This is a genomic window from Bacillus sp. hwrm1 (assembly GCF_040207805.1).
Classification (GTDB): domain Bacteria; phylum Bacillota; class Bacilli; order Bacillales; family Bacillaceae; genus Bacillus; species Bacillus velezensis.
In genome coordinates, this window is sequence record NZ_CP157943.1 from 2,230,632 (window position 1) to 2,255,598 (window position 24,967).

At 43.4% G+C, this 24,967-nt stretch carries 34 protein-coding genes; 11 read left to right on the forward strand and 23 right to left on the reverse strand.

Annotated elements, in window-relative coordinates; translation table 11 throughout:
- Nucleotides 1-41 precede the first annotated feature (41 nt).
- Complete coding sequence (locus ABK447_RS11445) at nucleotides 42-1,460, reverse strand: sodium:alanine symporter family protein (RefSeq protein WP_007410311.1); 1,419 nt, start codon at nucleotides 1,458-1,460, stop codon at nucleotides 42-44.
- 376 nt (nucleotides 1,461-1,836) lie between these two features.
- On the opposite strand from ABK447_RS11445, the gene ABK447_RS11450 reads away from it, so the two are divergent.
- Nucleotides 1,837-2,190: a hypothetical protein gene (locus ABK447_RS11450; protein WP_003153956.1), complete on the forward strand. Its 354-nt coding sequence runs from the start codon at nucleotides 1,837-1,839 to the stop codon at nucleotides 2,188-2,190.
- A gap of 24 nt (nucleotides 2,191-2,214) precedes the next feature.
- Nucleotides 2,215-2,340, forward strand: coding sequence for a hypothetical protein (locus ABK447_RS11455; RefSeq protein WP_003153957.1), 126 nt, complete (start codon nucleotides 2,215-2,217; stop codon nucleotides 2,338-2,340).
- Between the two features lie 52 nt (nucleotides 2,341-2,392).
- On the opposite strand, the gene parC is transcribed toward ABK447_RS11455, so the two are convergent.
- From parC to ABK447_RS11470, 3 genes are all read right to left on the reverse strand, one after another.
- A complete protein-coding gene (gene parC / locus ABK447_RS11460; RefSeq protein WP_012117653.1) occupies nucleotides 2,393-4,816 on the reverse strand; it encodes a DNA topoisomerase IV subunit A in 2,424 nt (807 codons plus the stop codon).
- A 2-nt stretch (nucleotides 4,817-4,818) separates the two neighbouring features.
- The gene (parE, locus tag ABK447_RS11465) at nucleotides 4,819-6,786 is read right to left on the reverse strand and encodes a DNA topoisomerase IV subunit B (RefSeq protein WP_007611767.1); all 1,968 of its coding nucleotides are present in this window, start codon (nucleotides 6,784-6,786) and stop codon (nucleotides 4,819-4,821) included.
- 423 nt (nucleotides 6,787-7,209) lie between these two features.
- Nucleotides 7,210-7,617, reverse strand: coding sequence for a CoA-binding protein (locus tag ABK447_RS11470; RefSeq protein WP_007410316.1), 408 nt, complete (start codon nucleotides 7,615-7,617; stop codon nucleotides 7,210-7,212).
- 151 nt (nucleotides 7,618-7,768) lie between these two features.
- Between ABK447_RS11470 and plsY the strand changes: the two genes are divergently transcribed.
- Both plsY and ABK447_RS11480 read left to right on the forward strand, forming a co-directional pair.
- Complete coding sequence (gene plsY / locus ABK447_RS11475; protein ID WP_007410317.1) at nucleotides 7,769-8,350, forward strand: glycerol-3-phosphate 1-O-acyltransferase PlsY; 582 nt, start codon at nucleotides 7,769-7,771, stop codon at nucleotides 8,348-8,350.
- A gap of 88 nt (nucleotides 8,351-8,438) precedes the next feature.
- On the forward strand, nucleotides 8,439-8,726 hold the full coding sequence (locus ABK447_RS11480) for a HesB/YadR/YfhF family protein (protein WP_007410318.1): 288 nt from the start codon (nucleotides 8,439-8,441) through the stop codon (nucleotides 8,724-8,726).
- Between the two features lie 32 nt (nucleotides 8,727-8,758).
- On the opposite strand, the gene ABK447_RS11485 is transcribed toward ABK447_RS11480, so the two are convergent.
- The 7 genes from ABK447_RS11485 to acnA all read right to left on the reverse strand — a co-directional run bounded on the left by ABK447_RS11485 (nucleotide 8,759) and on the right by acnA (nucleotide 13,556).
- Complete coding sequence (locus tag ABK447_RS11485) at nucleotides 8,759-9,058, reverse strand: hypothetical protein (protein ID WP_007410319.1); 300 nt, start codon at nucleotides 9,056-9,058, stop codon at nucleotides 8,759-8,761.
- A gap of 15 nt (nucleotides 9,059-9,073) precedes the next feature.
- Entirely contained in the window at nucleotides 9,074-9,490 is a 417-nt protein-coding gene (locus tag ABK447_RS11490) for a YbgC/FadM family acyl-CoA thioesterase (protein WP_003153973.1), read from the reverse strand.
- A gap of 86 nt (nucleotides 9,491-9,576) precedes the next feature.
- Nucleotides 9,577-9,819, reverse strand: coding sequence for a small acid-soluble spore protein Tlp (tlp, locus tag ABK447_RS11495; protein ID WP_007410320.1), 243 nt, complete (start codon nucleotides 9,817-9,819; stop codon nucleotides 9,577-9,579).
- A gap of 24 nt (nucleotides 9,820-9,843) precedes the next feature.
- A complete protein-coding gene (locus tag ABK447_RS11500) occupies nucleotides 9,844-9,990 on the reverse strand; it encodes an acid-soluble spore protein N (protein WP_003153977.1) in 147 nt (48 codons plus the stop codon).
- Nucleotides 9,991-10,053: 63 nt separating this feature from the next.
- A complete protein-coding gene (locus ABK447_RS11505; RefSeq protein ID WP_012117651.1) occupies nucleotides 10,054-10,179 on the reverse strand; it encodes an FbpB family small basic protein in 126 nt (41 codons plus the stop codon).
- Nucleotides 10,180-10,258: 79 nt separating this feature from the next.
- Nucleotides 10,259-10,768 (reverse strand): redoxin domain-containing protein, encoded by a 510-nt coding sequence (locus ABK447_RS11510; protein ID WP_007410322.1) that lies wholly within the window; start codon nucleotides 10,766-10,768, stop codon nucleotides 10,259-10,261.
- Nucleotides 10,769-10,829: 61 nt separating this feature from the next.
- Nucleotides 10,830-13,556, reverse strand: a complete 2,727-nt coding sequence (gene acnA, locus ABK447_RS11515) for an aconitate hydratase AcnA (RefSeq protein WP_221663968.1) — start codon at nucleotides 13,554-13,556, stop codon at nucleotides 10,830-10,832.
- A 231-nt stretch (nucleotides 13,557-13,787) separates the two neighbouring features.
- Between acnA and sspO the strand changes: the two genes are divergently transcribed.
- From sspO to ABK447_RS11535, 4 genes are all read left to right on the forward strand, one after another.
- Nucleotides 13,788-13,934 carry an acid-soluble spore protein SspO gene (sspO, locus tag ABK447_RS11520; RefSeq protein ID WP_003153982.1) on the forward strand — a complete coding sequence of 49 codons (147 nt, stop codon included), beginning with the start codon at nucleotides 13,788-13,790 and terminating at the stop codon, nucleotides 13,932-13,934.
- Nucleotides 13,935-13,963: 29 nt separating this feature from the next.
- The gene (locus tag ABK447_RS11525) at nucleotides 13,964-14,110 is read left to right on the forward strand and encodes a small acid-soluble spore protein P (protein ID WP_003153984.1); all 147 of its coding nucleotides are present in this window, start codon (nucleotides 13,964-13,966) and stop codon (nucleotides 14,108-14,110) included.
- 93 nt (nucleotides 14,111-14,203) lie between these two features.
- Nucleotides 14,204-14,575, forward strand: coding sequence for an Hsp20/alpha crystallin family protein (locus tag ABK447_RS11530; protein ID WP_015239929.1), 372 nt, complete (start codon nucleotides 14,204-14,206; stop codon nucleotides 14,573-14,575).
- A gap of 234 nt (nucleotides 14,576-14,809) precedes the next feature.
- Entirely contained in the window at nucleotides 14,810-15,238 is a 429-nt protein-coding gene (locus ABK447_RS11535; RefSeq protein WP_007410325.1) for a DUF2621 domain-containing protein, read from the forward strand.
- Between the two features lie 27 nt (nucleotides 15,239-15,265).
- Here the strand turns inward: ABK447_RS11535 and ABK447_RS11540 are convergent, their stop codons facing one another.
- The 3 genes from ABK447_RS11540 to ABK447_RS11550 form a co-directional block, all read right to left on the reverse strand.
- Entirely contained in the window at nucleotides 15,266-15,757 is a 492-nt protein-coding gene (locus ABK447_RS11540) for a CcdC family protein (protein ID WP_094031738.1), read from the reverse strand.
- 79 nt (nucleotides 15,758-15,836) lie between these two features.
- Nucleotides 15,837-16,199, reverse strand: coding sequence for a response regulator (locus ABK447_RS11545; RefSeq protein ID WP_094031737.1), 363 nt, complete (start codon nucleotides 16,197-16,199; stop codon nucleotides 15,837-15,839).
- 85 nt (nucleotides 16,200-16,284) lie between these two features.
- Entirely contained in the window at nucleotides 16,285-16,992 is a 708-nt protein-coding gene (locus tag ABK447_RS11550; RefSeq protein ID WP_088056486.1) for a cytochrome c biogenesis protein CcdA, read from the reverse strand.
- A 201-nt stretch (nucleotides 16,993-17,193) separates the two neighbouring features.
- On the opposite strand from ABK447_RS11550, the gene ABK447_RS11555 reads away from it, so the two are divergent.
- The gene (locus ABK447_RS11555) at nucleotides 17,194-17,367 is read left to right on the forward strand and encodes an aspartyl-phosphate phosphatase Spo0E family protein (protein WP_012117647.1); all 174 of its coding nucleotides are present in this window, start codon (nucleotides 17,194-17,196) and stop codon (nucleotides 17,365-17,367) included.
- Nucleotides 17,368-17,440: 73 nt separating this feature from the next.
- Here ABK447_RS11555 and ABK447_RS11560 read toward each other — a convergent pair whose 3' ends face one another.
- From ABK447_RS11560 to yneA, 6 genes are all read right to left on the reverse strand, one after another.
- Nucleotides 17,441-17,659 carry a YneF family protein gene (locus ABK447_RS11560; protein ID WP_003153994.1) on the reverse strand — a complete coding sequence of 73 codons (219 nt, stop codon included), beginning with the start codon at nucleotides 17,657-17,659 and terminating at the stop codon, nucleotides 17,441-17,443.
- A gap of 85 nt (nucleotides 17,660-17,744) precedes the next feature.
- A complete protein-coding gene (gene sirA / locus ABK447_RS11565) occupies nucleotides 17,745-18,191 on the reverse strand; it encodes a sporulation inhibitor of replication protein SirA (RefSeq protein ID WP_094031736.1) in 447 nt (148 codons plus the stop codon).
- Nucleotides 18,192-18,342: 151 nt separating this feature from the next.
- A complete protein-coding gene (gene tkt / locus ABK447_RS11570; RefSeq protein WP_032865999.1) occupies nucleotides 18,343-20,346 on the reverse strand; it encodes a transketolase in 2,004 nt (667 codons plus the stop codon).
- 166 nt (nucleotides 20,347-20,512) lie between these two features.
- Complete coding sequence (locus ABK447_RS11575; protein WP_003153997.1) at nucleotides 20,513-20,746, reverse strand: DUF896 domain-containing protein; 234 nt, start codon at nucleotides 20,744-20,746, stop codon at nucleotides 20,513-20,515.
- 68 nt (nucleotides 20,747-20,814) lie between these two features.
- Complete coding sequence (locus ABK447_RS11580; RefSeq protein ID WP_003153998.1) at nucleotides 20,815-21,465, reverse strand: recombinase family protein; 651 nt, start codon at nucleotides 21,463-21,465, stop codon at nucleotides 20,815-20,817.
- Nucleotides 21,466-21,480: 15 nt separating this feature from the next.
- Nucleotides 21,481-21,792 (reverse strand): cell division suppressor protein YneA, encoded by a 312-nt coding sequence (gene yneA, locus ABK447_RS11585; RefSeq protein ID WP_003154001.1) that lies wholly within the window; start codon nucleotides 21,790-21,792, stop codon nucleotides 21,481-21,483.
- A 156-nt stretch (nucleotides 21,793-21,948) separates the two neighbouring features.
- Here yneA and lexA point away from each other — a divergent pair, with 156 nt between their 5' ends.
- On the forward strand, nucleotides 21,949-22,569 hold the full coding sequence (gene lexA / locus ABK447_RS11590; protein WP_007611720.1) for a transcriptional repressor LexA: 621 nt from the start codon (nucleotides 21,949-21,951) through the stop codon (nucleotides 22,567-22,569).
- 339 nt (nucleotides 22,570-22,908) lie between these two features.
- Here the strand turns inward: lexA and ABK447_RS11595 are convergent, their stop codons facing one another.
- Nucleotides 22,909-23,337 carry a hypothetical protein gene (locus ABK447_RS11595; protein WP_094031735.1) on the reverse strand — a complete coding sequence of 143 codons (429 nt, stop codon included), beginning with the start codon at nucleotides 23,335-23,337 and terminating at the stop codon, nucleotides 22,909-22,911.
- A 153-nt stretch (nucleotides 23,338-23,490) separates the two neighbouring features.
- Here ABK447_RS11595 and ABK447_RS11600 point away from each other — a divergent pair, with 153 nt between their 5' ends.
- Nucleotides 23,491-23,940 (forward strand): YndM family protein, encoded by a 450-nt coding sequence (locus tag ABK447_RS11600; protein ID WP_052827479.1) that lies wholly within the window; start codon nucleotides 23,491-23,493, stop codon nucleotides 23,938-23,940.
- A gap of 29 nt (nucleotides 23,941-23,969) precedes the next feature.
- Here the strand turns inward: ABK447_RS11600 and ABK447_RS11605 are convergent, their stop codons facing one another.
- Nucleotides 23,970-24,800, reverse strand: coding sequence for a prohibitin family protein (locus ABK447_RS11605; protein ID WP_007410333.1), 831 nt, complete (start codon nucleotides 24,798-24,800; stop codon nucleotides 23,970-23,972).
- Entirely contained in the window at nucleotides 24,787-24,936 is a 150-nt protein-coding gene (locus tag ABK447_RS11610) for a hypothetical protein (RefSeq protein WP_007410334.1), read from the reverse strand. Before ABK447_RS11610 ends, ABK447_RS11605 begins: the two co-directional genes overlap by 14 nt.
- Nucleotides 24,937-24,967: the final 31 nt, after the last annotated feature.

Genomic DNA, 24,967 nt, shown 5'->3' on the forward strand with positions numbered 1-24,967 from the left:
CAAAATGTAAGAGGTTTTTTGAAAATTGTATGCATGTTTCCTCAGTTAGCAGTCTTACGTTCGGGGCTTGTACCTTCTTCTTCCGCCCATGTTTCAATATGCTTGAGCTCCGGGGTATTCTCGGCTTTGAATACGGGATCAAGACCTTTTTTGCGCTGAGCGGCATAATCCTTATAGATCTTGTAGGCTACATTACTCAGCAGTAAAATTGCCACTAAGTTAATGAGAGCCAAGAGTCCCATAAACAAGTTTGCCATGTCCCAGACGATCTGGAAGTCAGCCAAACATCCGTATACCACCATCACTACGACGAATACGCGGTAAATATTAAGCCATGTTTTGCTTGTTTTAATAAATTCAATATTCGTTTCACCATAGTAATAGTTGCCGACCACAGAGCTGAATGCGAATAAAAACATCGCAATCGCAATAAATGTCGGGGCCCAGCCGCCGAGGTGGTGCTGCAATGCGGCTTGTGTCACTTGGATGCCGTCGCCTTTAGGCGTAAAGCTGTACAATAAAATGATAAAGGCAGTCGATGTACAAACAATAAATGTATCAAAAAACACGCCGAGCGTCTGAATTAATCCCTGCTTAGCCGGATGCGACACATGTGCAGCCGCTGCGGCATTCGGCGCGCTTCCCATACCCGCTTCGTTTGAAAACAGGCCGCGCTGCGCACCGATAATAATGATGCTTCCTAAGCTTCCGCCGACGATCTGTTCAAGACCGAACGCATTTTTCACAATCGTAACAAACAGCTCAGGTACCGCTGTAATATTTACAATCACGACATACAGCGCGATCAGAATATACATACCCGCCATGACCGGAACGATTAATTGCGAGACGGAAACAACACGTTTCAGACCGCCGAATATAATGAAAGCCGTTAATACAGCTAAAATGATTGCGATAACTGTTTTATTCACATGGAATGCTTCGTCAAACGCGACAGAAATCGTATTTGACTGCACGGCGTTAAAGATAAGTCCGAAAGAAACGGTAATCAATACGGCGAATAAAATACCGAGCCAGCGGGCGCCCAGTCCCTTTGCCATGTAATATGCCGGACCGCCGCGGAATTCGTCACCGGAACGCACTTTATACAGCTGCGCCAAGGTGCTTTCCACAAAGCTGGAAGCCATACCGACAATCGCTACGATCCACATCCAAAATACTGCGCCGGGACCGCCTGTTGCAATCGCCAGCGCGACGCCGGTCAAGTTTCCGGTTCCGACACGAGAAGCGGCTGAGATAAAGAATGCCTGCATTGAAGACACTCCTTTATTCCCTTGCGGCTTCTCCCCGACGATTCTGAACATTTCAATAAAGTATTGGAATTGAATAAAGCGAAAACGGAACGTAAAGTACAATCCGATCCCGACTAAAATATAAACAAGATACTTCCAAATAAAATCATTTGGAACATTTATGATTTCACTGATGAAAGCCTCCATGTTTAACCTCCCTTTTACATATCTTTTACTGTCATTTTTGCTGCATATGTTAGATCTTTTAACACAACGAGTATTATTATATCACAACAACAGTGGTTGAGAAGTTTTTTTAAGAAAATGTTTCGGTTTCTTCATCACGTCTTTTGCTGTCATGCCCCGTTTTTTATCTTACAGCCTGAAAAATGTTGTCACGTCATAAGGAATGCGTGCATATCATAACAAATAGGTCTTTAAGAAAAAAGAGATGAAAAGATGGATGGAATGGTATATACTTAACCAGGATAATAATTTTTTAAATTTAATAAATATGTTTACTTTACATTTAAATTAGGGTATTATAATAAAAATATTCAGACTTATGAAGGGGGGAGAACATTTGAAAAAAATCTTGTTTTTAAAAGCTTCTATTTTATTTTTAGCGATTGCAAGCTTTCATTTGCTCTCCATTCCCCATGCGTTTGATACTGCTCATCATTTTAAAGCGGTAGCCGACCAGCAGGAAATGCACGAAATGAAGGCCGGCCAAAATGCTGATGATGAGAAAAAATCGCTGACGGGCTCATATATCTTGACGGCGCTTTTTGCCGCTTCTGTCTCACTGATCGTGATATCAGACAGGAGACGCCCCGCTTCCCGGAGAAGACAGCGAAAGAAAAGCTTTTTAATCGCTAAATTTTATCAGTCCTCGTATTTCGATGAGCTTCATGTTCAACATCGCCTATCTATGTAACATAAAATGAGGAGGTTGTTAAACATGTTGTTTATCTTACGAATGGTGATTTTAGGGTTGTTTTCATTCACTGCATTGAATTTATTTGTATGGCAGGGAATCGAAGTCATTCACGCTATCACTGACTTATTCGGCAGCCATGAAAGCTAAATAGTAAAACCTCCGCTCAATGAGCGGAGGTTTTACTATTTTATTTTTACTCTTAAACATCAGACGCGGGGATACGCCATACATCTGTTACCGGCCCTGTCTCATCTTCATCGGTAAAGAAGGAGCCGTTGCTGTATCGGTCATTCGCCCGCAAGGACTTCACGGCGATTTCAATTCTCTCGCCTTTTTCTGTTTCCGCAGCGATCATGTCGGCTAAAGCGCACGCGAATACGCCGACTGCGCGATGCGGGTTCTTTTTAAGCTCACGCAGCATGATGACACCGCGCTTCGCCCTGGATGTTTTTTCGAATTCAGATAGGTTCATCCGCTTGATTGCTCCCCGCTGTGTGACAAGGACAAGCGAATCTGTCTCATGCAGGATTTGTCCTGATACGACGGTATCACCGTCTTTTACATTTATGCCCTTTACGCCGGCCGCACGGGCACCGACTACATTTACTTCATCTTCACCGAACCATAAACCGTACCCGAGGCGGGTGGCGATAAACAGCTGGCTGCCGCCGTCTGTGACATGAACATCAATCAGCTCGTCGTCCCCTTTAAGGTTAAGGGCAACAAGCGCTTTCGAGTAACGCTGCGCTTTGTAATGCGTCATTTCAGTTCTCTTCACCATGCCGTTTTTCGTCATAAACAATAAATATGAAGATGGATCAAATTCTTTTACCGGTATAGCTTTCACGATGGTTTCATCACGGTCAATCGTGATGATGTTCGTTACGTGCTGCCCCATGTCTTTCCACCTGATATCGGGAAGCTGGTGAACCGGACAATAAACATAGCTTCCCTTATTGGTAAAGAGCAGGAGAACATCCGTTGTATTCATTTCAAATTGGTGAATCAGCCTGTCAGTATCCTTCATACCGAAATCCTGGCCGTTAGAAGCGGCAAATGACCGCTGACTTGTTCGTTTTACATAGCCGTCTTTTGTGACTGTCACATATACGTCCTCAGAGGCTACCATGACTTCAAGATTGATTTTAATTTCCTCAATCTTTTCTTCAATGACAGACCGTCTGCTGTCAGCATAGGTCTTTTTCAATTTTTTCAGGCTGCTTGTAATGACTTTTAACAGCTTTTTATCATGACTTAAAATGGCTTCGAGCTCCTGAATTTTCTTGCTGAGCTCTTCCGCTTCCTCTTTTAGCGCCGTAATATCCGTGTTTGTCAGACGATACAGCTGCAAGGATACGATCGCTTCGGCCTGCGGCTCCGTAAATGTGAATTTAGACATTACGTTTTGTTTCGCATCTTTCTTGTCGCTGCTTGCCCGGATGACGGCTATGACCTCATCTAACACAGACAGTGCCTTCATCAGTCCTTCAACGATGTGGTGCCGCTCTTTTGCTTTTTGCAATTCAAAGACGGAGCGGTTTGTCACCACTTCCTTCTGGTGGGAAATATACGCATCCAGGATGGCCGTAAGACTCATCAGCATCGGCCGGCGGTTATGTATGGCGACCATATTAAAGTTATAAGTTGTCTGCAGATCAGTGTTTTTATATAAGAAATTCAAAATGCCTTTTGCATCGGCTTCTTTCTTTAACTCAACGACCACCCGAAGCCCCGTGCGGTCAGTTTCATCCCGGACTTCAGAAATGCCTTCGACTTTTTTGTCTATGCGGTATTCATCCATTTTCTTTACGAGATTGGCTTTGTTTACTTCAAACGGAATTTCTGTAATGACGATCTGCTCCCGTCCGCCTCTTACGGATTCCACTTCAGCCTTGCCGCGGATAATAATTTTGCCTTTCCCGGTTTCATAAGCCTTCCGAATGCCGTCGACTCCTTGAATAATGCCTCCTGTCGGAAAGTCAGGCCCTTTAATCACCTGCATCAAGTCATCGACGGTGCAATCCGGAGATTCAATCCGTTTAATGACGGCATCAATGACCTCACCCAGATGATGAGGGGGAATATCAGTCGCATAGCCCGCTGAAATCCCGGTTGATCCGTTGACAAGCAAGTTAGGGAACATGGCGGGCAAAACAACCGGTTCTTTACTAGTGTCATCAAAGTTCGGAACGAATTCAACCGTATTTTTATCAATGTCACGCAAAAGCTCTGATGCGATAGAAGATAATCTCGCTTCCGTATAACGCATGGCAGCCGGCGGATCACCGTCAATGCTTCCATTGTTGCCGTGCATCTCAATCAGGACATTCCGCACTTTCCAATCCTGGCTCATCCGCACCATCGCTTCATAAACGGAGCTGTCACCGTGCGGATGATAATTACCGATAACGTTTCCGACCGTTTTCGCCGCTTTACGGAAATTTTTATCGAAAGTATTTCCGTCTGCGTGCATGGCGTATAAAATTCTCCGCTGCACCGGCTTTAAACCGTCACGAGCATCAGGCAGCGCCCTGTCTTGAATAATGTATTTACTATAGCGTCCGAAACGGTCGCCGATTACTTCTTCTAACGGTAAATCATGAAATAATTCTGGCTGTGCCACTATTAAACCTCCTCAGCGACCGACAAGTTTTCATTTTCTAAAATATTGCTTTCCTCATCTAATCCGAAGGCAACATTTTTTTCAATCCATTTTCTTCTCGGTTCTACTTTGTCTCCCATTAATGTCGTTACACGGCGCTCTACCCGTGCCGCATCGTCGATCTTGACTCTGACGAGCGTTCGCGATTCGGGATTCATCGTCGTTTCCCAGAGCTGGTCTGCGTTCATTTCTCCCAGACCTTTATAGCGCTGGATGGTATACCCTTTGCCGACTTTCTTTAAAACGCCGTCCATTTCTTCGTCGGACCAAGCATATTCAATAATCTCTTTCTTACCGCTTCCTTTGCTCACTTTGTAAAGAGGCGGAAGGGCGATGAAGACTTTTCCGTGCTCGATTAAAGGTTTCATATAGCGGTAGAAAAACGTTAACAGCAAGACTTGAATGTGCGCGCCGTCGGTATCCGCGTCCGTCATGATGATGATCTTGTCATAATTGATGTCGTCTATCTCAAAATCTGCGCCGACACCGCCTCCGATCGCATGAATAATCGTATTGATTTCTTCATTTTTGAAGATGTCTGCAAGCTTTGCTTTCTCTGTGTTGATGACCTTTCCGCGAAGGGGCAGCACGGCTTGGAATTTCCGGTCTCTTCCCTGTTTTGCAGAACCTCCCGCAGAGTCTCCCTCCACAAGATACAATTCATTCTTCGCCGGATTTCTGGAACCGGCCGGTGTGAGTTTTCCGCTCAGCGTCGCTTCTGATTTTTTGCGTTTTTTGCCGCTTCTCGCTTCTTCTCTCGCTTTACGGGCCGCTTCACGGGCCTGGCTTGCTTTAATCGCTTTTTTGACAAGCAGGGTTGCTGTATCGCGGTTTTCTTCCAGGAAATAAGCAAGATTCTCGGAAATGACGGCATCCGCGGCGGATCTCGCCTCACTTGTTCCAAGCTTCCCTTTCGTCTGGCCTTCAAATTGCAGCAGTTCCTCCGGGATACGCACGGAAATGATTGCGGACAAACCTTCCCTGATATCGGCGCCTTCAAGGTTCTTGTCTTTCTCTTTTAAAAGGGCTACCTTTCGCGCATACTCGTTAAACGCTCTTGTCATTGCCGTTTTGGCTCCTGATTCGTGGGTGCCGCCGTCCTTTGTTCTGACGTTATTAACGAATGACAGCATATTTTCTGAATACCCGTCATTAAACTGAAACGCGAAATCGACTTCAATGTCATGATGCTCGCCTTCAAAGGAAACCACTTCGCATAAAGCGTCTTTTTCCTCGTTTAGATAAGCGACAAACGCTTCAATTCCGTTCTCATAATAAAATACTTCTTTTACGCCGTTCCGTTCATCAATTAATTCTATTTTCAAGCCTTTTAACAAGAAAGCCGATTCGCGCAGACGTTCTGACAGCGTGTCAAAATTATAAACCGTTGCGCTGAACATTGACGGATCAGGTTTAAAATGGGTAAGCGTTCCCGTTTTTTTGGTCGTTCCGATTTTTTCAAGTGAAGTCACGGGCTTGCCGCCGTTTTCAAACCGCTGTTTATAAACATATCCGTCACGCTCAATAGTAACTGTCAGCCACTCCGATAATGCGTTTACGACAGATGCGCCGACACCATGCAGACCGCCGCTTGTTTTATAGCCGCCCTGTCCGAATTTCCCCCCGGCATGCAGCACGGTGAAAATAACTTCCGGCGTCGGCTTTCCGAGCTTATGCATCCCGGTCGGCATTCCGCGTCCTCTGTCTTGTACGGAGATGCTGTTGTCCTTATGTATCGTTACGATAATATGATCTCCGTAGCCGGCAAGAACTTCATCGACGGAATTGTCGACGATCTCATATACCAGATGGTGCAGGCCGCGTGCGTCCGTCGAACCAATGTACATTCCCGGTCGTTTTCTGACGGCTTCCAGGCCTTCAAGCACCTGTATGGCATCTTCGTTGTAATCAAATTGCTGTTTTCTAGCCAAACGTACAAACCCCTTTCAAAAAACCTGCTCTTAATCATTCTCTTTTTTAAATGTTTTCATGTCTTTGTTTTTCAGTATGCGCAAGCTTCGGTCCAATTCTCCTCGGACTCACAATTATAACCAATATGCTTGATTTCGCAACATATTTAAGCGAATGGCTCGTTTTTTAGGCCGCAAGACATACATTCGAACGGCTTTTCATCTTTCTGGTGCCCTTTTCAGCGGATAAGAACATGAGTTCGCTTTCTATTATATAGCTATATGCCGGCCATCGCAAACAGACTGTAAACCCCTGTATAAAGGGGTTTCTAAAAAAGCTGTTCATGCTTTATTGTATCTGTTTCATCATCATACGCAAAGAGTATTCTTTCAATAAAAAAGCAAAAACCCCTGATTTGCCAAGGATTTTTGCCTTTTTTGTTCCTATTTTATAACAGCGCGGGCGACTTTTATACATAAATCCATAACAGCCGTCCGTCCTTTGTCTGTAATCATGCGATACGCTTCTTCATTTGCAAGGCCCTGCTGCGCCCAAAAAACGGGAGCGTCCGTCTGTAAAAATTCTTCAGCGACGCCGGGAAGCTGCTCAGAGCGTCTGAACACATTCACGATATCAATCGGTCCCTCCACGTCTTTTAATGAAGCGACGGCTTTAACGCCAAGCGCCTCATCAATCGTTGGATTGACGGGAATAATTTCATACCCTTCATCCTGCATCGCTTTGGAAACCATGTAAGAAGTCCGGTCGGGACGGTCTGACAGCCCGACGACTGCGATCCGTTTGCTCCGATCCAGAATTTCTTTAATCTCTGATTTTGAAGGATTTTGCATCTTTACCATCTCCTTTTGATATATTGTACATGACCGCTTCGCCGGAATCAAAAAAAGCGCTTTGTCAGCTTAATTCTCAAAAAACTTGTCATCAGACGGTAACAACTCGTGTTAAAATAGAGTGAAGGGACATTGAAAAGGAGAAATGTAGATGTTGATTGCTTTATTGATTATTTTGGCCTATGTAATAGGCAGCATCCCGTCAGGTTTAATCGTAGGCAAACTTGCGAAAGGGATCGATATTAGAGAACACGGAAGCGGCAATTTGGGCGCTACAAATGCTTTTCGCACGCTTGGCGTTAAAGCGGGATCTGTTGTCATCGCAGCCGATATTTTAAAAGGCACCTTGGCCGCGGCGCTCCCATATTTACTGCACGTCCCCATTCATCCTCTTCTCGCAGGGGTGGCAGCAGTAATCGGCCATGTATTCCCCGTGTTCGCAAAGTTTAAGGGAGGCAAAGCCGTAGCCACATCAGGGGGCGTCCTGCTGTTTTATGCTCCGCTGTTATTCGTTACGATGGTTGCAGTATTTTTCGTATTTTTATTCCTTACGAAATTTGTTTCTCTGTCTTCAATGTTAACAGGGATTTATACGATTATTTACTGTCTGTTTGTAAAAGACCCTTATTTATTAGTCGTAGTGACGCTCTTGACCGCGTTTGTTATCTACAGACACAGGGCAAACATCAAACGGATTATAAACAAAACAGAACCGAAGATCAAATGGTTTTGATGAAACTTCAATTTTGACATCAAAATGCCATATGCGTTTATAATAGAGATAATTTCTTTATATGAGAAACAAAAAGGGAGTGTTCCGGATGAACATGAAAGTAACGAAAGGCGCGCTGGATTGGTACAAAGAAGAGCTCGATCTGGAAACAGGCGACCATGTCCGTTTCTTTGTCCGTTACGGGGGATGCAGCAACGTTCAGAAAGGCTTTTCTCTCGGCATTTTAAAAGACCGGCCGATGAACATCGGCACCAGCACGGAAGTTGAAGGCATTACCTTTTTTATTGAAGAAAGCGACTTATGGTACTTTGATAATCACGATTTGTCAGTCACATATTCAGATCAGGCAGAAGAGCCGGTATTTGATTACGTGTAAGAAAAAAAGAACGCAGCGGATGCGTTCTTTTTTTACAGCCTGAACCTTTTGAGATGATCAGTCAGATGTTCTTTTTCTAATATGCTTCTTTGCGTATCACCGAGCAGGTCAAAGTGGGGAAATTCATTTTTATGGTGAATCCACTCCGGCTTCAGCCCATACTCAGCTCCCCATCTGATCAGTTTATTGAGATCGCTTGAACCGGCCTTCGTCACGGTCTTAGCCTCCGGAAAGCGGTCGTCCAGCCAGTAATGCGTTAAAAAAGCGATTTTCCCTTCCGATACATCCCGCTTCCATCTTTCCAGTTCCTTACGCGTAATTCCAAATGCCATAACTGCAGCCGCTCCTTATTTTTTTGCCTTTTCGTAAGCGGCATGCCAATCAGGAAAAGCCTTGCGAAACTGAATCGGTTTGAAGCTCTCTTTATCAACGCATATATGAGAGGATGTCGCTTTGATGGCAAGTTCTTGATCCGGATTATAGATGTGGTAGCCGTAAACGGTTTTAAATCCGTTATATTCTTCAATCCAAGTATGTACGACAGCCGTTTCTCCGTAGCGGAGCGGCTTTTTATAAGAAATGCTGATATCCAATACAGGGGACAGCACTCCTCTGTCTTCCATATCCTTGTAAAGGAATCCGAGTTCCTTAATCAGCGCCGTTCTGCCGACCTCCATCCAGACTAAGTAATTGGCATGATAGACGATGCCCATTTGATCTGTTTCCGCATAACGCACTTCTATTTCTTTTTTTGACACATGCAACGTTCTCTGCTCCCTTATTATCAGATTAGCCCCATTTTATCACAACGAGCCGGAAAGAGAAAAAAACCAGGTTTCCCTGGTTTTTATTATGATTGATAGCCGTTTTCTCTTGCAGCCGATTCATCCTGGATTTCACTGCGGAACGATTCAATGCTTTCATTGCGTCTGGCATTCTTCTCTTGAATGCGCTGTTTTTCCTCATCTGTCGCAAATTCCATTGATTCTTTGGCTTCTTCTATATTTTCAATTGTATTCTGCACCATATCCTGCAGCTTTTCAACGTTATCGGAACGGTCATCCGGATTCGGTTTTTGATAATTGTTTGTCATAATGTCTGCTCTCCTTTGATGATGTTATTCGCCTTTCGTCTGCATGACAATCGGATGTCCGTTTGACTTGTCATGAAACTTTTCCCCTTTGTTGCGTTTATATTTAACGGGTTTTGTCCCTAAGTGGCTCGGAGCGTATTGCGGCTGGCCGTCTTTCTTGTTTATGCCCATGTTCATCCCTCCTTAAGAGTATATTTTGCAAAAGGAGGTGCAAACATGACTGCAAATTAAAGGTTATTTTTGTTTGAACCGCTGCTCCAGCTTTTCTTCAAGCTGATTCAAATATTCCGTATTGGTCATCAGCTCACGTTTATTTTCCATAACCAATTCATGAAAAGAACGTTTTCGCATTTTTTTCAATCTTCTCACCTCCGTGTTTTCATTCATTTTTTCCAATTTTTCAAAACCTAAGCCCTCCACAAATAAAAAAACTGAACCTCTATTTGAGATCCAGTTTTTCTTTCATTTCTTTTTTTGTCATCGTGCCTACGCGAATATGCTGAATGGTTCCTTCTTCGTCTAATATGTATGTTGTCGGATAAGAAAGCACGTTGAAATCTCCGTTAATTCCGCTTTTGTCAATCAGAATAGGAAAGGTCAGCTGATAATGATCAGCAAATGATTTCACAGCCTGTATATTTTTTTCAGAGGACGTAAAATTAACGGCTGCTACCGCAATATCAGGATATTCTTTCTGCAGCTCCTGCATATCGGGCATTTCCATTCGGCACGGCTTGCACCACGTCGCCCAGAAATTGAGGAGCACTTTTTTTCCTTTATAATCAGAAAGGGAGATGCTTTTTCCTGACAATGTATCAAGTGTAAAGTCAGGGGCTTTCATCCCTTCTTCTGTCCCTTCTTTCGGACTTTTTTGTACAGAATAAATGTTCCAGCCCGCATATACTAACAACCCGATAAGTAACATTCCGCCCAGCCATTTCGCAAGCATCTCAAGGCCTCCCGCATAAAAAGAGAGAAAGCAGACTGCTTTCTCTCCTTTGTTCATTCTGCTACTGTTTCATTTTATCGCGAAGCACCATTTGTAAAATGCCGCCGTGGCGATAGTAATCAATTTCCACTTCACTGTCAAAACGGACAACAACTTCAAATGTTTTTACCGTACCGTCTTCACTGATTGCTCTGACAGTCAGCAAGTCGCGCGGACGTACAGATTCATCAACATCCACCTCGATGACTTCCTTACCGGTTAAGCCGAGTGTATCCGCGTTTTCACCCTGTTTGAACTGAAGCGGCAGCACACCCATGAAGACGAGGTTGCTTCTGTGAATTCTTTCAAAGCTTTCGGCAATGACTGTTCTGATGCCGAGCAGGTTTGTTCCTTTTGCAGCCCAGTCACGTGAAGAGCCCATTCCGTAATCTTTTCCGGCCAGGACGACAAGACCCGTTTTATCTTCTTTATACCGCATGCAGGCATCATAAATACATGTCACTTTCCCGGTAGGCCAATGTGTTGTGTATCCGCCTTCTGTACCCGGTGCGATTTGGTTTTTAATGCGGATATTGGCGAATGTTCCTCTCATCATGACTTCATGGTTTCCGCGGCGTGAGCCGTAAGAGTTAAAGTCACGAGGAGAAACGCCTTTTTCCTGCAGGTATTTGCCCGCCGGTGTGTCTTTTCCGATCGCTCCGGCCGGAGAAATGTGGTCAGTCGTCACAGAATCGCCGAATTTGCCGACAACGCGAAGTCCTCTTAAAGGCTCAACTTTTCCCGGCTCTACAGACATTTCCTCAAAGAACGGCGGGTTTTGAATGTAAGTGGAATCCTGATCCCACTTGTACAGCGCTTCATCCGTCGTTTCGATTTCGTTCCAGCGCTGGTTGTCGTCAAATACCGTTTCATACTCTTTGCGGAATAATTCCGGCGTAACAGTCTGTTTGACGAGAGAATTGATTTCATCCATGGACGGCCAGATGTCATCGAAATAAACATTTTGTCCGTCATTTCCGACACCGATCGGATCCGTTTTCAGGTTGATATTCACAGTGCCTGCTAATGCGTATGCGACAACAAGCGGAGGTGACGCAAGGTAGTTTCCTTTGACAAGCGGATGGATCCGGCCTTCAAAGTTTCTGTTACCTGACAAGACAGAAGTGATCAAGAGATCATTTTTAGCAACCGCTTCTTCAATCTCTGGAGAAAGCGGGCCGGAGTTCCCGATACATGTCGTACAGCCATACCCTACGAGGTTAAAGCCGAGCTCCTTCATGTAAGGAAGCAGGCCTGAGTTGACTAAGTATCCAGTAACAACCTTAGACCCCGGTGCAAGTGATGTTTTCACATAATTCGGCACTTTCAAGCCTAATTCTACCGCTTTTTTGGCTACCAATCCGGCACCGATTAATACATAAGGGTTTGATGTATTCGTACAGCTTGTAATAGCGGCGATTGCAATCGCCCCTGTTTTCATAACCGCATCTTCGCCGCTGTTAAGTTTAAATGAAATTTCTTTGTTCTCTTCAGCAGCATCCGCTCCGAATCCTTGGTTGCCGGCCGGGCTGACAAGATGTTTTTTAAACGTTTCCTGCATAACGGAAAGCGGGATTAAATCCTGCGGACGTTTCGGTCCTGATAGGTTCGCTTCAATTTTTGACAGATCAATTTCCACAACGTCTGTAAAAATCGGCTCTTCCGCGTCAGGCGTATAGAATAAACCGTTGTTGCGGCAGTATGCTTCCACAATATCGATCTGCTCTTCTTCACGGCCGGTCAGACGCAGGTAAGAAAGTGCTTCCTCGTCAACCGGGAAGAATCCGCAAGTCGCTCCGTATTCCGGCGCCATATTGGCAATAGTCGCACGATCCGCAAGCGGAAGCTCAGCAACACCAGGACCGAAGAATTCAACAAATTTATTGACTACGCCTTTTTCGCGCAGCACTTGAGTGACTTTCAGCGCCAAGTCAGTCGCCGTCGTTCCGTTAGGCAATTTTCCGACAAGTTTCGCGCCGATGACCTCAGGAACAGGGAAATATGAAGGCTGGCCGAGCATTCCCGCTTCCGCCTCAATACCGCCGACACCCCAGCCGAGGACGCCGATTCCGTTAATCATTGTTGTATGGGAATCTGTTCCCACCAATGTATCAGGATATGTCACAAGTTCTCCGTCTTCCTCTTTCGTATGAACGACACTTGCCAAAAACTCAAGGTTTACCTGGTGAACGATACCTGTTGCAGGCGGAACGGCCTGATAATTGTTAAACGCTTTCTTTGCCCAGCTTAAAAATTTATAACGTTCTGCATTTCTTTCGAATTCTAAGTCCATATTAATGGCTAACGCGTCTTCCGTACCGGCTTTGTCGACTTGAACGGAGTGGTCAATGACCAGGTCAACCGGAATTTCAGGATTGATTTTATCAGGGTCTCCGCCGACAGAGGCCATGGCTTTTCTTAAAGATGCCAGGTCAACTACGGCCGGAACGCCGGTAAAGTCCTGTAGAATAACCCTTGACGGTTTAAACGGCACATCGATATCTTTTAATTCAGCAGTACCCCATCTTGCTAAATTTTCAACATGTTCTTTTGTAATGACGCGTCCGTCTACCTGACGCAAAACGGATTCCAAAAGAACCTTAATAGAATAAGGAAGTTTTGAAACATTGCCGACCCCTGCGTCTTCCAATGCTTTTAATGAATAGTAGTTGTATGTTTTCCCATTTGAAGAAAATGTTTTTCTTGCTTGGAAAACGTCTTGTGTTGCGACTTTTTGCTGATTTGTCATTTCCCAAAATCCCCCTTCAATGATCAAGATCGTCCTTTAGATGAATGTTCACATTCCATCACAATTTTCTCACAATTTCATCTTAGTATAAAATCATACATAAGTAAATATCAATGTTTTTATTAAATACAATAAGATCGTCTTATCAGCATGATTTTCGGTAAATTTTGTCCGATTTTCCGCCTCATACAACGGGCTGTAAAGAGCCATATTAATGTTGAGGTGATGATCATGGTAAAACGGAAAGCCAATCATGTCATTAACGGCATGAATGATGCGAAAAGCCAAGGCAAAGGCGCGGGTTATATAGAAAATGACCAGCTCGTCCTGACGGAAGAAGAACGGCAGAACAATAAAAAAAGAAAAACAAACCAATAGCCGGAACACCTTAAAAAGGAGGCTTTAACATGACAAATAAAAATACGAGTAAAGATATGCATAAAAATGCTCCGAAGGGCCATAACCCCGGCCAGCCGGAACCGCTGAGCGGAAGCAAAAAAGTGAAAAACCGCAACCATACAAGACAAAAACATAATACAAGCCACGATATGTAAAACAGACCCCGTGTCTGTTTTTTTGTGCCATTCACCCATTCAAAGCTTCTGCATACGTTATAGCAAGGCTTTTTAATATGGAGGGATGCTTCCATGAATCACTCAAAAAACGCTGAAGAATTTGATGATACGGAAGAATGGCTGCGGCAGTTTTACGAGGACCCGTATGCTTGGTATGACGAGACGCTGCCGATCGATCTATATGAAACAAGCCGTCAATATATCATTGAAGCCGACCTGACGATGCTGAAGCAGGTGCAAGCGATAACCGTCACTCTTTCGGGGAATGAATTTATGCTCTCTGTTAAAACGCTTGAACGGACGTTAAACAAACAAATGGTGCTTCCTTTTTATCTGAATGACAAACATATTTTCACTGATTTCACCAACCATATTCTGACCGTCTCCATGAACAAGGAGCCAAATGAGACTCCTGCCTCATTTTCCTTTCAATTTCCTCTATAACATAAAAAAAGCCGCTTTCATCCCTCAATGGAAGCGGCTTTTTTGTCCGGTCATATCAGTCATATACCCTCAAAGTGAATCTCCCATGGCCAAATAGCAGAATCACTATACGATAGAATATGTTCTAGCAACCGGAATGACTGGACATCTATCATTTTTTCTATTCTTTTTTTCATGTGTTCTTCTATTCTGTCTTCGTTTACAATATGGTTAAAGTAAGGAGGAGATAGAACAATGCTGGAAGGCTGGTTTATGTGGTTTATTTTATTTTGGGTCATCGTGATGATCGGATTGCTGTCTATCGGCGGGTTTTTTATGTTTCGAAAATTTTTAAAACGCTTACCGAAAGAAGACGGCCGGTCAGAACTGGATTGGCAGGACTATTATATTGAAAAAAGCAGGCACTTATGGAATGAGGGTGACAAGGCGTTTTTGGATGAATTGGTCGCCCCCGTGCCGGAGCTCTTTCGGGATGTAGCCAAAGCGAAAATCGCCGGAAAAATCGGTGAACTTTCCTTAGCGGAGGAAGCTGAACAAATAAATCGTGATTTAATCATCAGGGGTTACATACTGGCCACTCCTAAGCGTGATCATCAATTTTTAAAAAAGCATCTCCGTGAAAAACAGATTGATCTTACTCCTTATCAAGCCCTGCTCAAATAAAAAACCTTTCCGGCGGACGGAAAGGTTTTAATTCATCTGAATATCAGCGGTCTTCAGTTCATTCGAAAGTTTGCGGTAAGACAAAAACATCGCGATGCGCCACGGGACAATCATTCCGAAAGCCAGAATCCAAAACATTCCGCTTAAAGCTCCGTAATCAATCGTCGTGCTCAAAATGGATTTCATAGCGATTCTGATAACCAAGAGACCAATCAGGATAAACACAAACGCTTTTGACCGTTTTAAATAGATTTCATTATTTTTAATCTCAAATTTAGATGTTTTAATCAGAAAAATAGAGAAGATCACGCCCAGCGTAATGGCCTCCAAAAATTCTTCGCCCGTCACTCTGAAAATCGGAAAAAGGAACATGAGCGCTCCCGTACTCATGAAAATCGGCGGGAGAATTATTTTTTTAGGTGAAGCGGGCTTGTCGGAGGATTTAATCCTGACGATCATCACGGAAATTGCCATGACCGCTGCAATAACGGATGAAATTATAATCATCATCTTTATCATTCCTTTGCTTGCACGGAGTTTGATACTATATACTATACTCCAAAAACATAAAAAAAACCAATTTGAAAAGAGAACACGTTTACGTTCCCGTTACCCGGCCTACGGCCTCCAGCACTTTAGATGCTTCAAACGGTTTAACGATAAAGTCTTTAGCGCCTAATTCAATCGCTTCCAGAACGATCCGCTGCTGCCGCATGGCGGTGCACATGATGATCCGGGCTTTCGGGTCAAAAGCTAAAATATCCTGCAGCGCCTGTATACCGTTTTTGACCGGCATGGTAATATCCATTGTCACCAGGTCGGGACGGATTTTTTGAAATACTGCCAGAGCTTCCTCACCGTCAGCCGCTTCCCCGGCCACTGTGTAATTCGCCGATTCCAGAATCTCTCTGATTTTCACCCTCATGAACTTGGCGTCATCTACAACTAAAACTCGTGTCATATTCCCCTCCACATATTTAACATTAACTAGTCTTATTGTACCAAAAAACAAAAGGGTATATAATAGTTCAAAAGTTATTAATCCGTTACAGACCCGTAAATCCTCCGAAAAGATTTGACAGAACGATCAGAATGTAGCTCATCCAGTTAAAAAACAGCATAACTCCGATCAGAATCATAAGAATGCCGCCGATTTTCATGATAAGCAGCTGATGCTTGCGGATCCAATTCATTCTGGTAATAAAAAATGAAAGAACAAGAAAAGGAATCGCAAATCCGAGAACATATAAAAACATATACGGCACTGCTGAAGAAGGATTTGTATTGGCCAGCGAAAACACGGCCCCTAAAATGGGCCCGCTGCACGGCGACCAGCCGGCTGCAAACGCAAGACCGATCAGAACCGAACCGATAAACCCCTCCGGACGGCGTTTAAAGTGAATGCGCCGCTCTTTCATCATGAATTTCGGCTGAAACACACCGGCAGTAATCAGCCCGAAAAGGATCAGCATGATAGCGCCAAACTGGCGGATCGCTTCATGATATTGGGTAAAAAAACTGCCGATAAACGAAGTTCCATATCCCAATGCGATAAAAATCACGGAGAAACCAAGCAAAAAACAAAGTGTATGCACGAGGCCACGCTTTTGCAGCATCACCTTTTCTGTTTTCACCTCGTCCATACTGACACCAGTTATGTAAGATAAAAAGGCGGGGTACAACGGCAGACAGCATGGAGAAATGAAAGACAGAAATCCGGCCCCAAACGTCAGAAAGTAATTAAAACTCACGATGACACACTCCCTTCGAGTTATGACAAAATCATTTCATTTTTTTAACACTTTTCCGAGAAGGATTACTTTTTATAGAAAAAGCTTATATAATTTAATTTGACATCGAGATATTATACTCCTTCTTATTTGAAAAACAGTATAAATGTGGATATAATAATAGCGACTCAGGTGAAAGATTTATGTATGAAAGGATATATCCCTGTGATTAGAGAGCATCTATTAAATGAAATTGAAAAAAAACGGGCAGAGCTGCTTAAAATCGTCATGACAAACGGAATGACATCAAACATTACGATAGAACTCAGCCAGGAGCTTGACCACCTTCTCATACAATACCAAAAAGAACTGCACACCGGCAGTTGGGGTGAAACATGACGCCAAAATAAAAAACCCTCTCCGGGTTTTTTATTTTTATAACCATGTATCTCTATATCATAATCTGTACGTATTATTTCGCTTGATTATTCATGGCTTTCATCATTTGATTAATTTTCTTTTGAGAAGGTTTCATTCCCATTTGCATCATCATCATGCGTAACATTTGTTCATTAATAGGCGGATTCTTTTTCAAATAGCTCATCATATATTTACGAGCAATAAAAAACCCGAGTGCAACACCTATGAGCAATGCGACAACGCCCACTAGGATGCCAACCCATAAAGTCATTTTATTTCCTCCTTCATGTTGTCTAGTTTAAAGTGTACTAAACCAAAGGCTATTATACAACATTTACATCTCTTTTTCCTCGTTTTTAGACAAAATTTCTTTCTCTGACCGGATTTAACCACCCGTAGCGTCGTGTCTTGAAATCCATTGCAAGAAAACAGGGGCTGATTTTACGCAGAATCTCAAAGAAAATCGTTTCCGCCTCATAATCTCCCGAAGCCGCAATCTCAATTAAACTGTCTTTCATCATGAAGGTGGCGCGACCCTTTTCTCCGGGCAGTGTAAGCCGGTAAATGGAATCCAAACGGCTGTAACTCAGTCGGTTTAAATGCAGCTGGAGACGCTGATGCATATGTATCACCGGAATCGGTTCCGTTATATATTGAACTTGCTTTTCTGTCATTTGATATTCCTGGGGTGTCAGGTCTGTCCAATGATAGTCTCGAAACAACTCAAACATAGCCGTTTCCCGCCCGAAGTAGTGGTTCGCAAACTCATCCTTTATCAGGTGCGTATAGTAATGACGTTCCATTTCCTCATCCCCTTTTACAGCGCTTCGTTATTGCTTTCTATTATACAAAAGGAGAAAAGAAAGAATTGTCTATTACTGTTACGCCGCCCCTTCTATTTTTGTCGCATAAACAGGAAAAAGAGGATGATTTGACTCATCCTCTTTTGTCTCGTTATTTGTTTAAAAGTTTTTTCACGCGGTCAACCACGTTTTCTGCAGTAAACCCGTATTCTTTCATAATTGTTTCTCCCGGAGCTGAAGCACCGAAACGGTCAATTGCAAGAACGTCTCCTTCAAGACCGGTAAATTTACCCCATCCGAAGCTTGAACCCATTTCGATCGCAAGACGTTTCGTCACATTCGGAGGAAGCACGCTGTTTTTGTACTCGGCCGATTGTTTTTCAAAGCGGTCCCAGCTCGGCATGCTGACTACAGATACGTGAATGTTTTCTTCAGCCAGTTTCGCTTGAGCTTCGATCGCAAGTCCGACTTCAGAACCTGTCGCTAAAAGAAGAGCGGCCGGTGATTCCGTTTGGGCTTTGGAAACGATATAAGCCCCTTTTTCCACGCCCGCATACGCTTCTTCAGCCTGCTGATCAATCGTCGGCAGGTTTTGGCGTGTCAATACAAGAGCTGTCGGATGATCTTGGCTTTGAACGGCAACCTTCCATGCAGCTGCGGTTTCATTTCCGTCAGCAGGTCTGATCACAGAAAGGTTAGGAAGTGCGCGTAAAGAAGCAAGCTGCTCAATCGGTTCGTGAGTCGGCCCGTCCTCTCCTACGGCAATACTGTCATGCGTGAATACATAAGTGACGGGAAGACCCATCAATGACGCCAGACGAATGGCAGGTCTTAAATAGTCAGAGAACACAAAGAATGTGCCGCCGAATACGCGGAGGCCGCCGTGAAGCGCCATTCCGTTTAATGCAGCGCCCATCGCAAATTCACGGACACCGAACCAGAAGTTTTTCCCGGCGTAGTCTTTGGCCGTGAAGTCTCCTCCATTTTTGATTGTCGTTTTATTTGAACCCGCAAGGTCAGCAGATCCCCCGACAAAGAAAGGAATTTTCTTGGCGATCCCGTTCAGCACCTCACCTGAAGATGCGCGGGAAGCAAGGCTGCTGCCTTTTTCATAAACGGGAACTTCCTGATCCCAGTCTTTAGGAAGCTCGCCTTTCATGCCGAGTGACAGCTGTTCAGCAAGCTCAGGGTATTTTTCTTTATAAGCCGCGAACAGTTCATTCCATTCCTGTTCTTTTTTCGAGCCGGCTTCTTTTACAGCTTGATTGAAATGCCCGTATACTTCTTCCGGAACATAAAAATCTTCTTCAAACGTCCAAGCATACGCTTCTTTTGTCAGCTTACTCTCTTCTTGTCCTAACGGAGCGCCGTGAACGCCGGATGTGCCCGCGCGGTTTGGAGAACCGAAACCGATTGTCGTTTTCACTTCGATCAATGTCGGTTTTTTATCATTCTGGCGCGCTTTTTCAATTGCAGCCGTCAATTCAGCGATGTTGTTTCCATCCTCAACATAAAGAACTTCCCAGTTCATTGCTTCAAAACGCTGCTTTACATTTTCAGAGAAAGAACGGTCTAAATCTCCGTCTAAGGAAATGTCATTAGAATCGTATAATACGATCAGGCGGCCTAATTCAAGATGGCCTGCAAGAGAAGCGGCTTCGGAAGAAATGCCTTCCATTAAATCGCCGTCTCCGCAAATACTGTATGTATAATGATCAACTACGTTGAATGAATCACGGTTATATGTCTCAGCCAGATGGCGTTCTGCAATTGCCATTCCCACTGCCATTGCAATACCCTGCCCAAGCGGCCCGGTCGTAGCGTCTACTCCGGCTGTGTGCCCGAACTCCGGATGTCCCGGTGTTTTGCTTCCCCATTGACGGAACTGTTTCAAGTCTTCAATGCTGAGGTCATATCCGCTTAAATGCAGCATGCTGTATAAAAGCATTGAACCGTGGCCTGCTGATAAAACAAAGCGGTCGCGGTTAAACCAGCCCGGATTCTGCGGGTTTACATTCATAAATTTCGTCCACAGCGTATATGCCATCGGAGCGGCTCCCATCGGCATGCCCGGATGTCCGGAATTCGCTTTTTCAATTGCGTCTATAGATAGTGTACGAATGGTGGCAACTGATTTCTTTTCAATTGTATCCATTATAATCCCCTTCCTTATTGTTGTACCTTTTCATCATAAAGCGATGCTGACTTTTTCTCAACTCTTTCAGCTTAAATTTGAGATAAACTTGTTGAAAATTGTCGTAAAGCACATCCTGATATTAGTATATACGAAAAAAGAATACGTATTGCCGTATTCTTTCTGTTTAATGAAGATTATTTTTCTGTTGTTCTCTTTTTAATTTTTCAGGGGTGACATCGTTGCCTTCCGGATCAATCACTTTTACGCTCTTTAACGTATTTTTCATTGAGGAGCGGAATCCTTTCAAATACTCCTGGCGAAGCTTTTGCTGTTCAGCTTTTTCCTCATCCGTTATCGTGTTTGATTTAGCTTTTTGAGCCAATTCATTAATTCTTGCGATTTTTTCTTTAGAAATCATAATAAGCTCCTTTGGCGCGTGTTGATTATATACTACTAAAACGCAGTCTTTTTTACAACTGATGCGCGTCAGCTGCCTTCTGTGTCTGCGGTATATTCCTGAAACCGCCGGTGAACCGTGGCTTTGGACACATCGTAGCCGAATCCCCTTAAGGTCGCTGCGATTTCTGCAAAGGTAAGCTTGTTGGCTCTCAGCCTGATAATTTCCGAAACCGGAACCTCTTTTTTTTCTTTTCCGCTGTTTTCATGTCTGTTTTTCAGATTCCGTTCAGGTTTGTAGCCGTTTTTCACGGCTCTTTTCATTCCCCGCCGGATTTTCATATTGTGAATTTTCCTTTGATATTCCTCAACAATACTGACGATTTCGAGTACCATCGAATCAGCTTCGGAAAGCTCCAGTTCACCTTTATGAGCCGTCGTATATATTTTTACGTTCTCCCTGTAAATGCAATGTAAAAGCGCAATCTTGGCGTTTCCTCTTCCCAATCTCGTTTCGTCCTGCACCAATATCGCGTCAATATGTGATTTTTTAATTTCATCAAGCATTTCAAATACTCCGTCGCGGTCCATTTCGTAACCGCTGGCTTTCTCAGAAATGACTTTCACGACTTCCATGCCGTTTGCAGCAGCGATCTCACTGAGCTCCTCTTCCTGTCTTTTTAATGACGTTTGCTGCTGTTCTTTGTTTGTGCTTACGCGGGCATAAATGAGCGCCTTCATTTCTCTCTTTCCTCTCTAATTGACAATGGCCAGCTGATATACGGCCGGATGCTTTTTCTTAACCGGAAGAATAAGTTCGTCTCCGGGCTTTATATCAGCAGTTTGGAGATGATTATTCTCCGTCACCCATTCAATGAAATCTTCTTTATTAATGTGTTTCTTTTCTGCTACATGATCCGCAAGTGACCAGAGTGTATCGCCGTCCTGAACCTTTATTTTAACATATTGGCTGAGGGACTGATCATTTCCCGCACATGAGACAAGTAAAATAGCGGCACTTAAAATCGCAGTAAACAGTCCGACAAATATAATAGATTCTTTCGCCATGTAAACAACCTCCGATAAGAATGTTTGTTCGCTTTTTATACCTTTCAGTATATACGAACAAACGTTTCTGTCAATCGTTTTTTTCGAACCTATGTTTGTACTGTCAGGAAAATCATGCTATAATCTACTTAAAATCGACGTTTTGAGGTGCGAAATATGACGAAGCTATCAAAAAGGCAGCTTGATATCCTGCGTTTTATTAAAGAAGAGGTAAAAACGAAAGGATATCCGCCTTCTGTAAGAGAGATAGGAGAAGCAGTAGGACTGGCTTCCAGTTCAACCGTGCACGGCCATTTGGCGCGGCTGGAGACAAAAGGCCTGATCAGACGGGACCCAACTAAACCGAGGGCGATTGAGGTATTGGATGAAGAAGAAGTCCAAATTCCGAAAAGCCAGGTCGTAAACGTTCCGGTCATCGGGAAAGTGACGGCGGGTATTCCGATTACGGCTGTTGAAAATATCGACGAGTATTTTCCGCTTCCTGACCGGATGGTTCCTCCGGGCGAACATGTCTTTATGTTAGAAATCATGGGAGAAAGTATGATTGACGCCGGTATTTTTGACAAAGATTACGTCATTGTCAAACAGCAGAACACGGCCAATAACGGAGAAATCGTCGTAGCTATGACCGAAGATGATGAAGCGACGGTCAAGCGCTTCTATAAAGAAGACAATTATGTGCGGCTGCAGCCGGAAAATCCGACGATGGAGCCGATTATCCTGCAAAACGTAAGCATTTTGGGGAAAGTTATCGGCGTATTCAGAGCCGTACATTAATTCTATTAAACTTCATTTATCGTAAAAAACCCCTCTGTAAGGGGTTTTTTTGCATAAAAAAAAGCAGATTCGCCCTGGCTTAAGAAACGAATCTGCTAAGGAGGAAAAACTTACATTCTTATTATCCGACATCACACTTTTGAAGTCAACTAATAATGTTTCCCTCGAGAAACTTTTCATTCTTTTTTCAACTTTGTATATTTGTGCGTGATGAATTTACTTTTGTTTATGTTTTTTTTGGACGGGTGCATTAAAATTTATATATGAATATTTAGTACATAGTACAATAAGTTATATTTAAATATAAAAAAACCCGCTGCCTTTAGCGAGTATCTATTTTCAATCAAAATGATAATACTCTACACCGTAAAACCCTTTAATATAGACGGGGCCACAGACGTTTGAAGAACTTTCAACCAGAATTCTGTATTTGTGATACGGATCAATTGATTTTTTATCCTGGGCACTGAGGTTTAACCAGCTGCCGCTGTAGTTTTTAGAACTTAATGTATAAAAATTCCCGTTCAGCGCCATCCGCTGGAGTTTCATGCTTAAACCGCACGAAGAGTTGTTCATTATGGTGAACTTATATCCTAAATAGTAATCGTCGGCAGCTACAGCCCCCGGATTTTCAATATGAAACTCTTTTGCATTTCCCTCCAAAGTGAAGCTTGTTTTTGATCCGAATTCAGTGGTAGCCGCTTCAGCTGAGTGTATTCCGCTAAAACATAATAAAAAAACAGCAATACATATCCAGTATTTTTTCATTTGCATCCCCCTTTTTACATATTTTAACTTGCGAATCCTGTGATGTCTATTCACATTTTATTAAAACGTATGCTTTATAACCACTATATACCAGTTTAAAAATTTGCGGATTGCTTACAATGAATACTAAACGAAATAACGAAGGTGGTTCAAATGAAACACGTAATTGCTTTCGCTTCTAAAACGGCGCTCACACTTGCTTTACTGTACATTGTTTTGGATCTTATGTACCAAGTAACCTTTTTAAACGTTCTGTTTATTACAGTGATCTTAAGTTTAATCACTTATTTTGCGGGTGATTGCATGATTCTGCCGAGAACAAGCAATTTCACAGCCGTTGCAGCTGATTTCGGAATTTCATTCATTATATTATGGATATTCCTTATGAACATTGGCGGATTTAATGTCTCTCCTGCCGCGGCATCGGTTATCTCTGCACTTTGCATTTCTGTTTTTGAGGCATTTTTTCACCGGTATTTGCAGCAATATGTACTTCCCGAAGATTATCAGGACACAACAGAGACGGATAGCACGCTATGGAGCTATCAAATCGAGGCGTCTGAAGAATTAGTGCCGGAAAAAGACCCTCAGGAAAAAACATAAAAAGGAGGCGCAATCGCCTCCTTCTCTTTTTATTTTTGCTTCTGATCGTCCAGCGGCAGCTGCAGCAGTGAGTCTGTGCCTGTCGCTTTCGGCGTTTTTCCGTCCCATTTTTCAATCCATTTATATTTGATCATTTCATCGGACATTGATTTCTTTATGATTTCGTTATAATCAGCGATCCCTTCCGCTTCAATTTTTTTCTTTTTCGCTTCGGCTTCGGCTATTTTAATTTCAGTTTGTGTCCGTTCAAGTTCCTGTGAAGACTTCACCCTTGCATCGATAGCTTCCTGTGTGGCTTTATCCGGCTTCGGTACGCCAAGCGTCAGATCATCAATTAAAAATCCAAGACTCTTCATATCATCAGCAAATCTCTTTTGAACATCGGCAGCGGCTTCTGCAGATTTTTGCCCGTACGTGTCAATAACCGAGTATTTGCTGATTGATTTTCGCGCCGCATCCCACAGCCTTGTTTTTAAATATGTATTTTCAATCGTTTCAACGTCTACCGCTCCGAATTTGTTAAACAGATCGACTACTTTATCAGGCTGCACGACATAGTTGTAAGCGATATCCATTTCTATATTTTTACCGTCTGAGGTTGCCACTTTTATATTTTCATTATTCACTGTCTGCATACGCACCGGATATTCCGTTACTTTATTAAATAATCCGACTAAGTGCCAGCCTTGGTCCAATGTGTCGGATTTTACCCCGCCATTCGGTGAGTATACAACCCCGACATAACCATTCGGTATTTTTTCAATGAATAGTGACGCTGTAACGCCCGCAATTAAAAGGGCTGCACCTATAATCACACCGCCGATAATTTTTTTTGTGTTTCCGCGCTTATTTTCGCTCATGCTGATCTTCTTCCTCCCATGACTTTTTGAATTTTTTGGCTCCGCTTCCCACTTGTTTAAAGATTGGACTAAGCATCAGCCATAAACCGAATCCGATGATGACAAGAAGAATGATAGACCCGATCATCACTTTCATTTGCCCACCTCTTTTCTTTCATCCTGTCAAT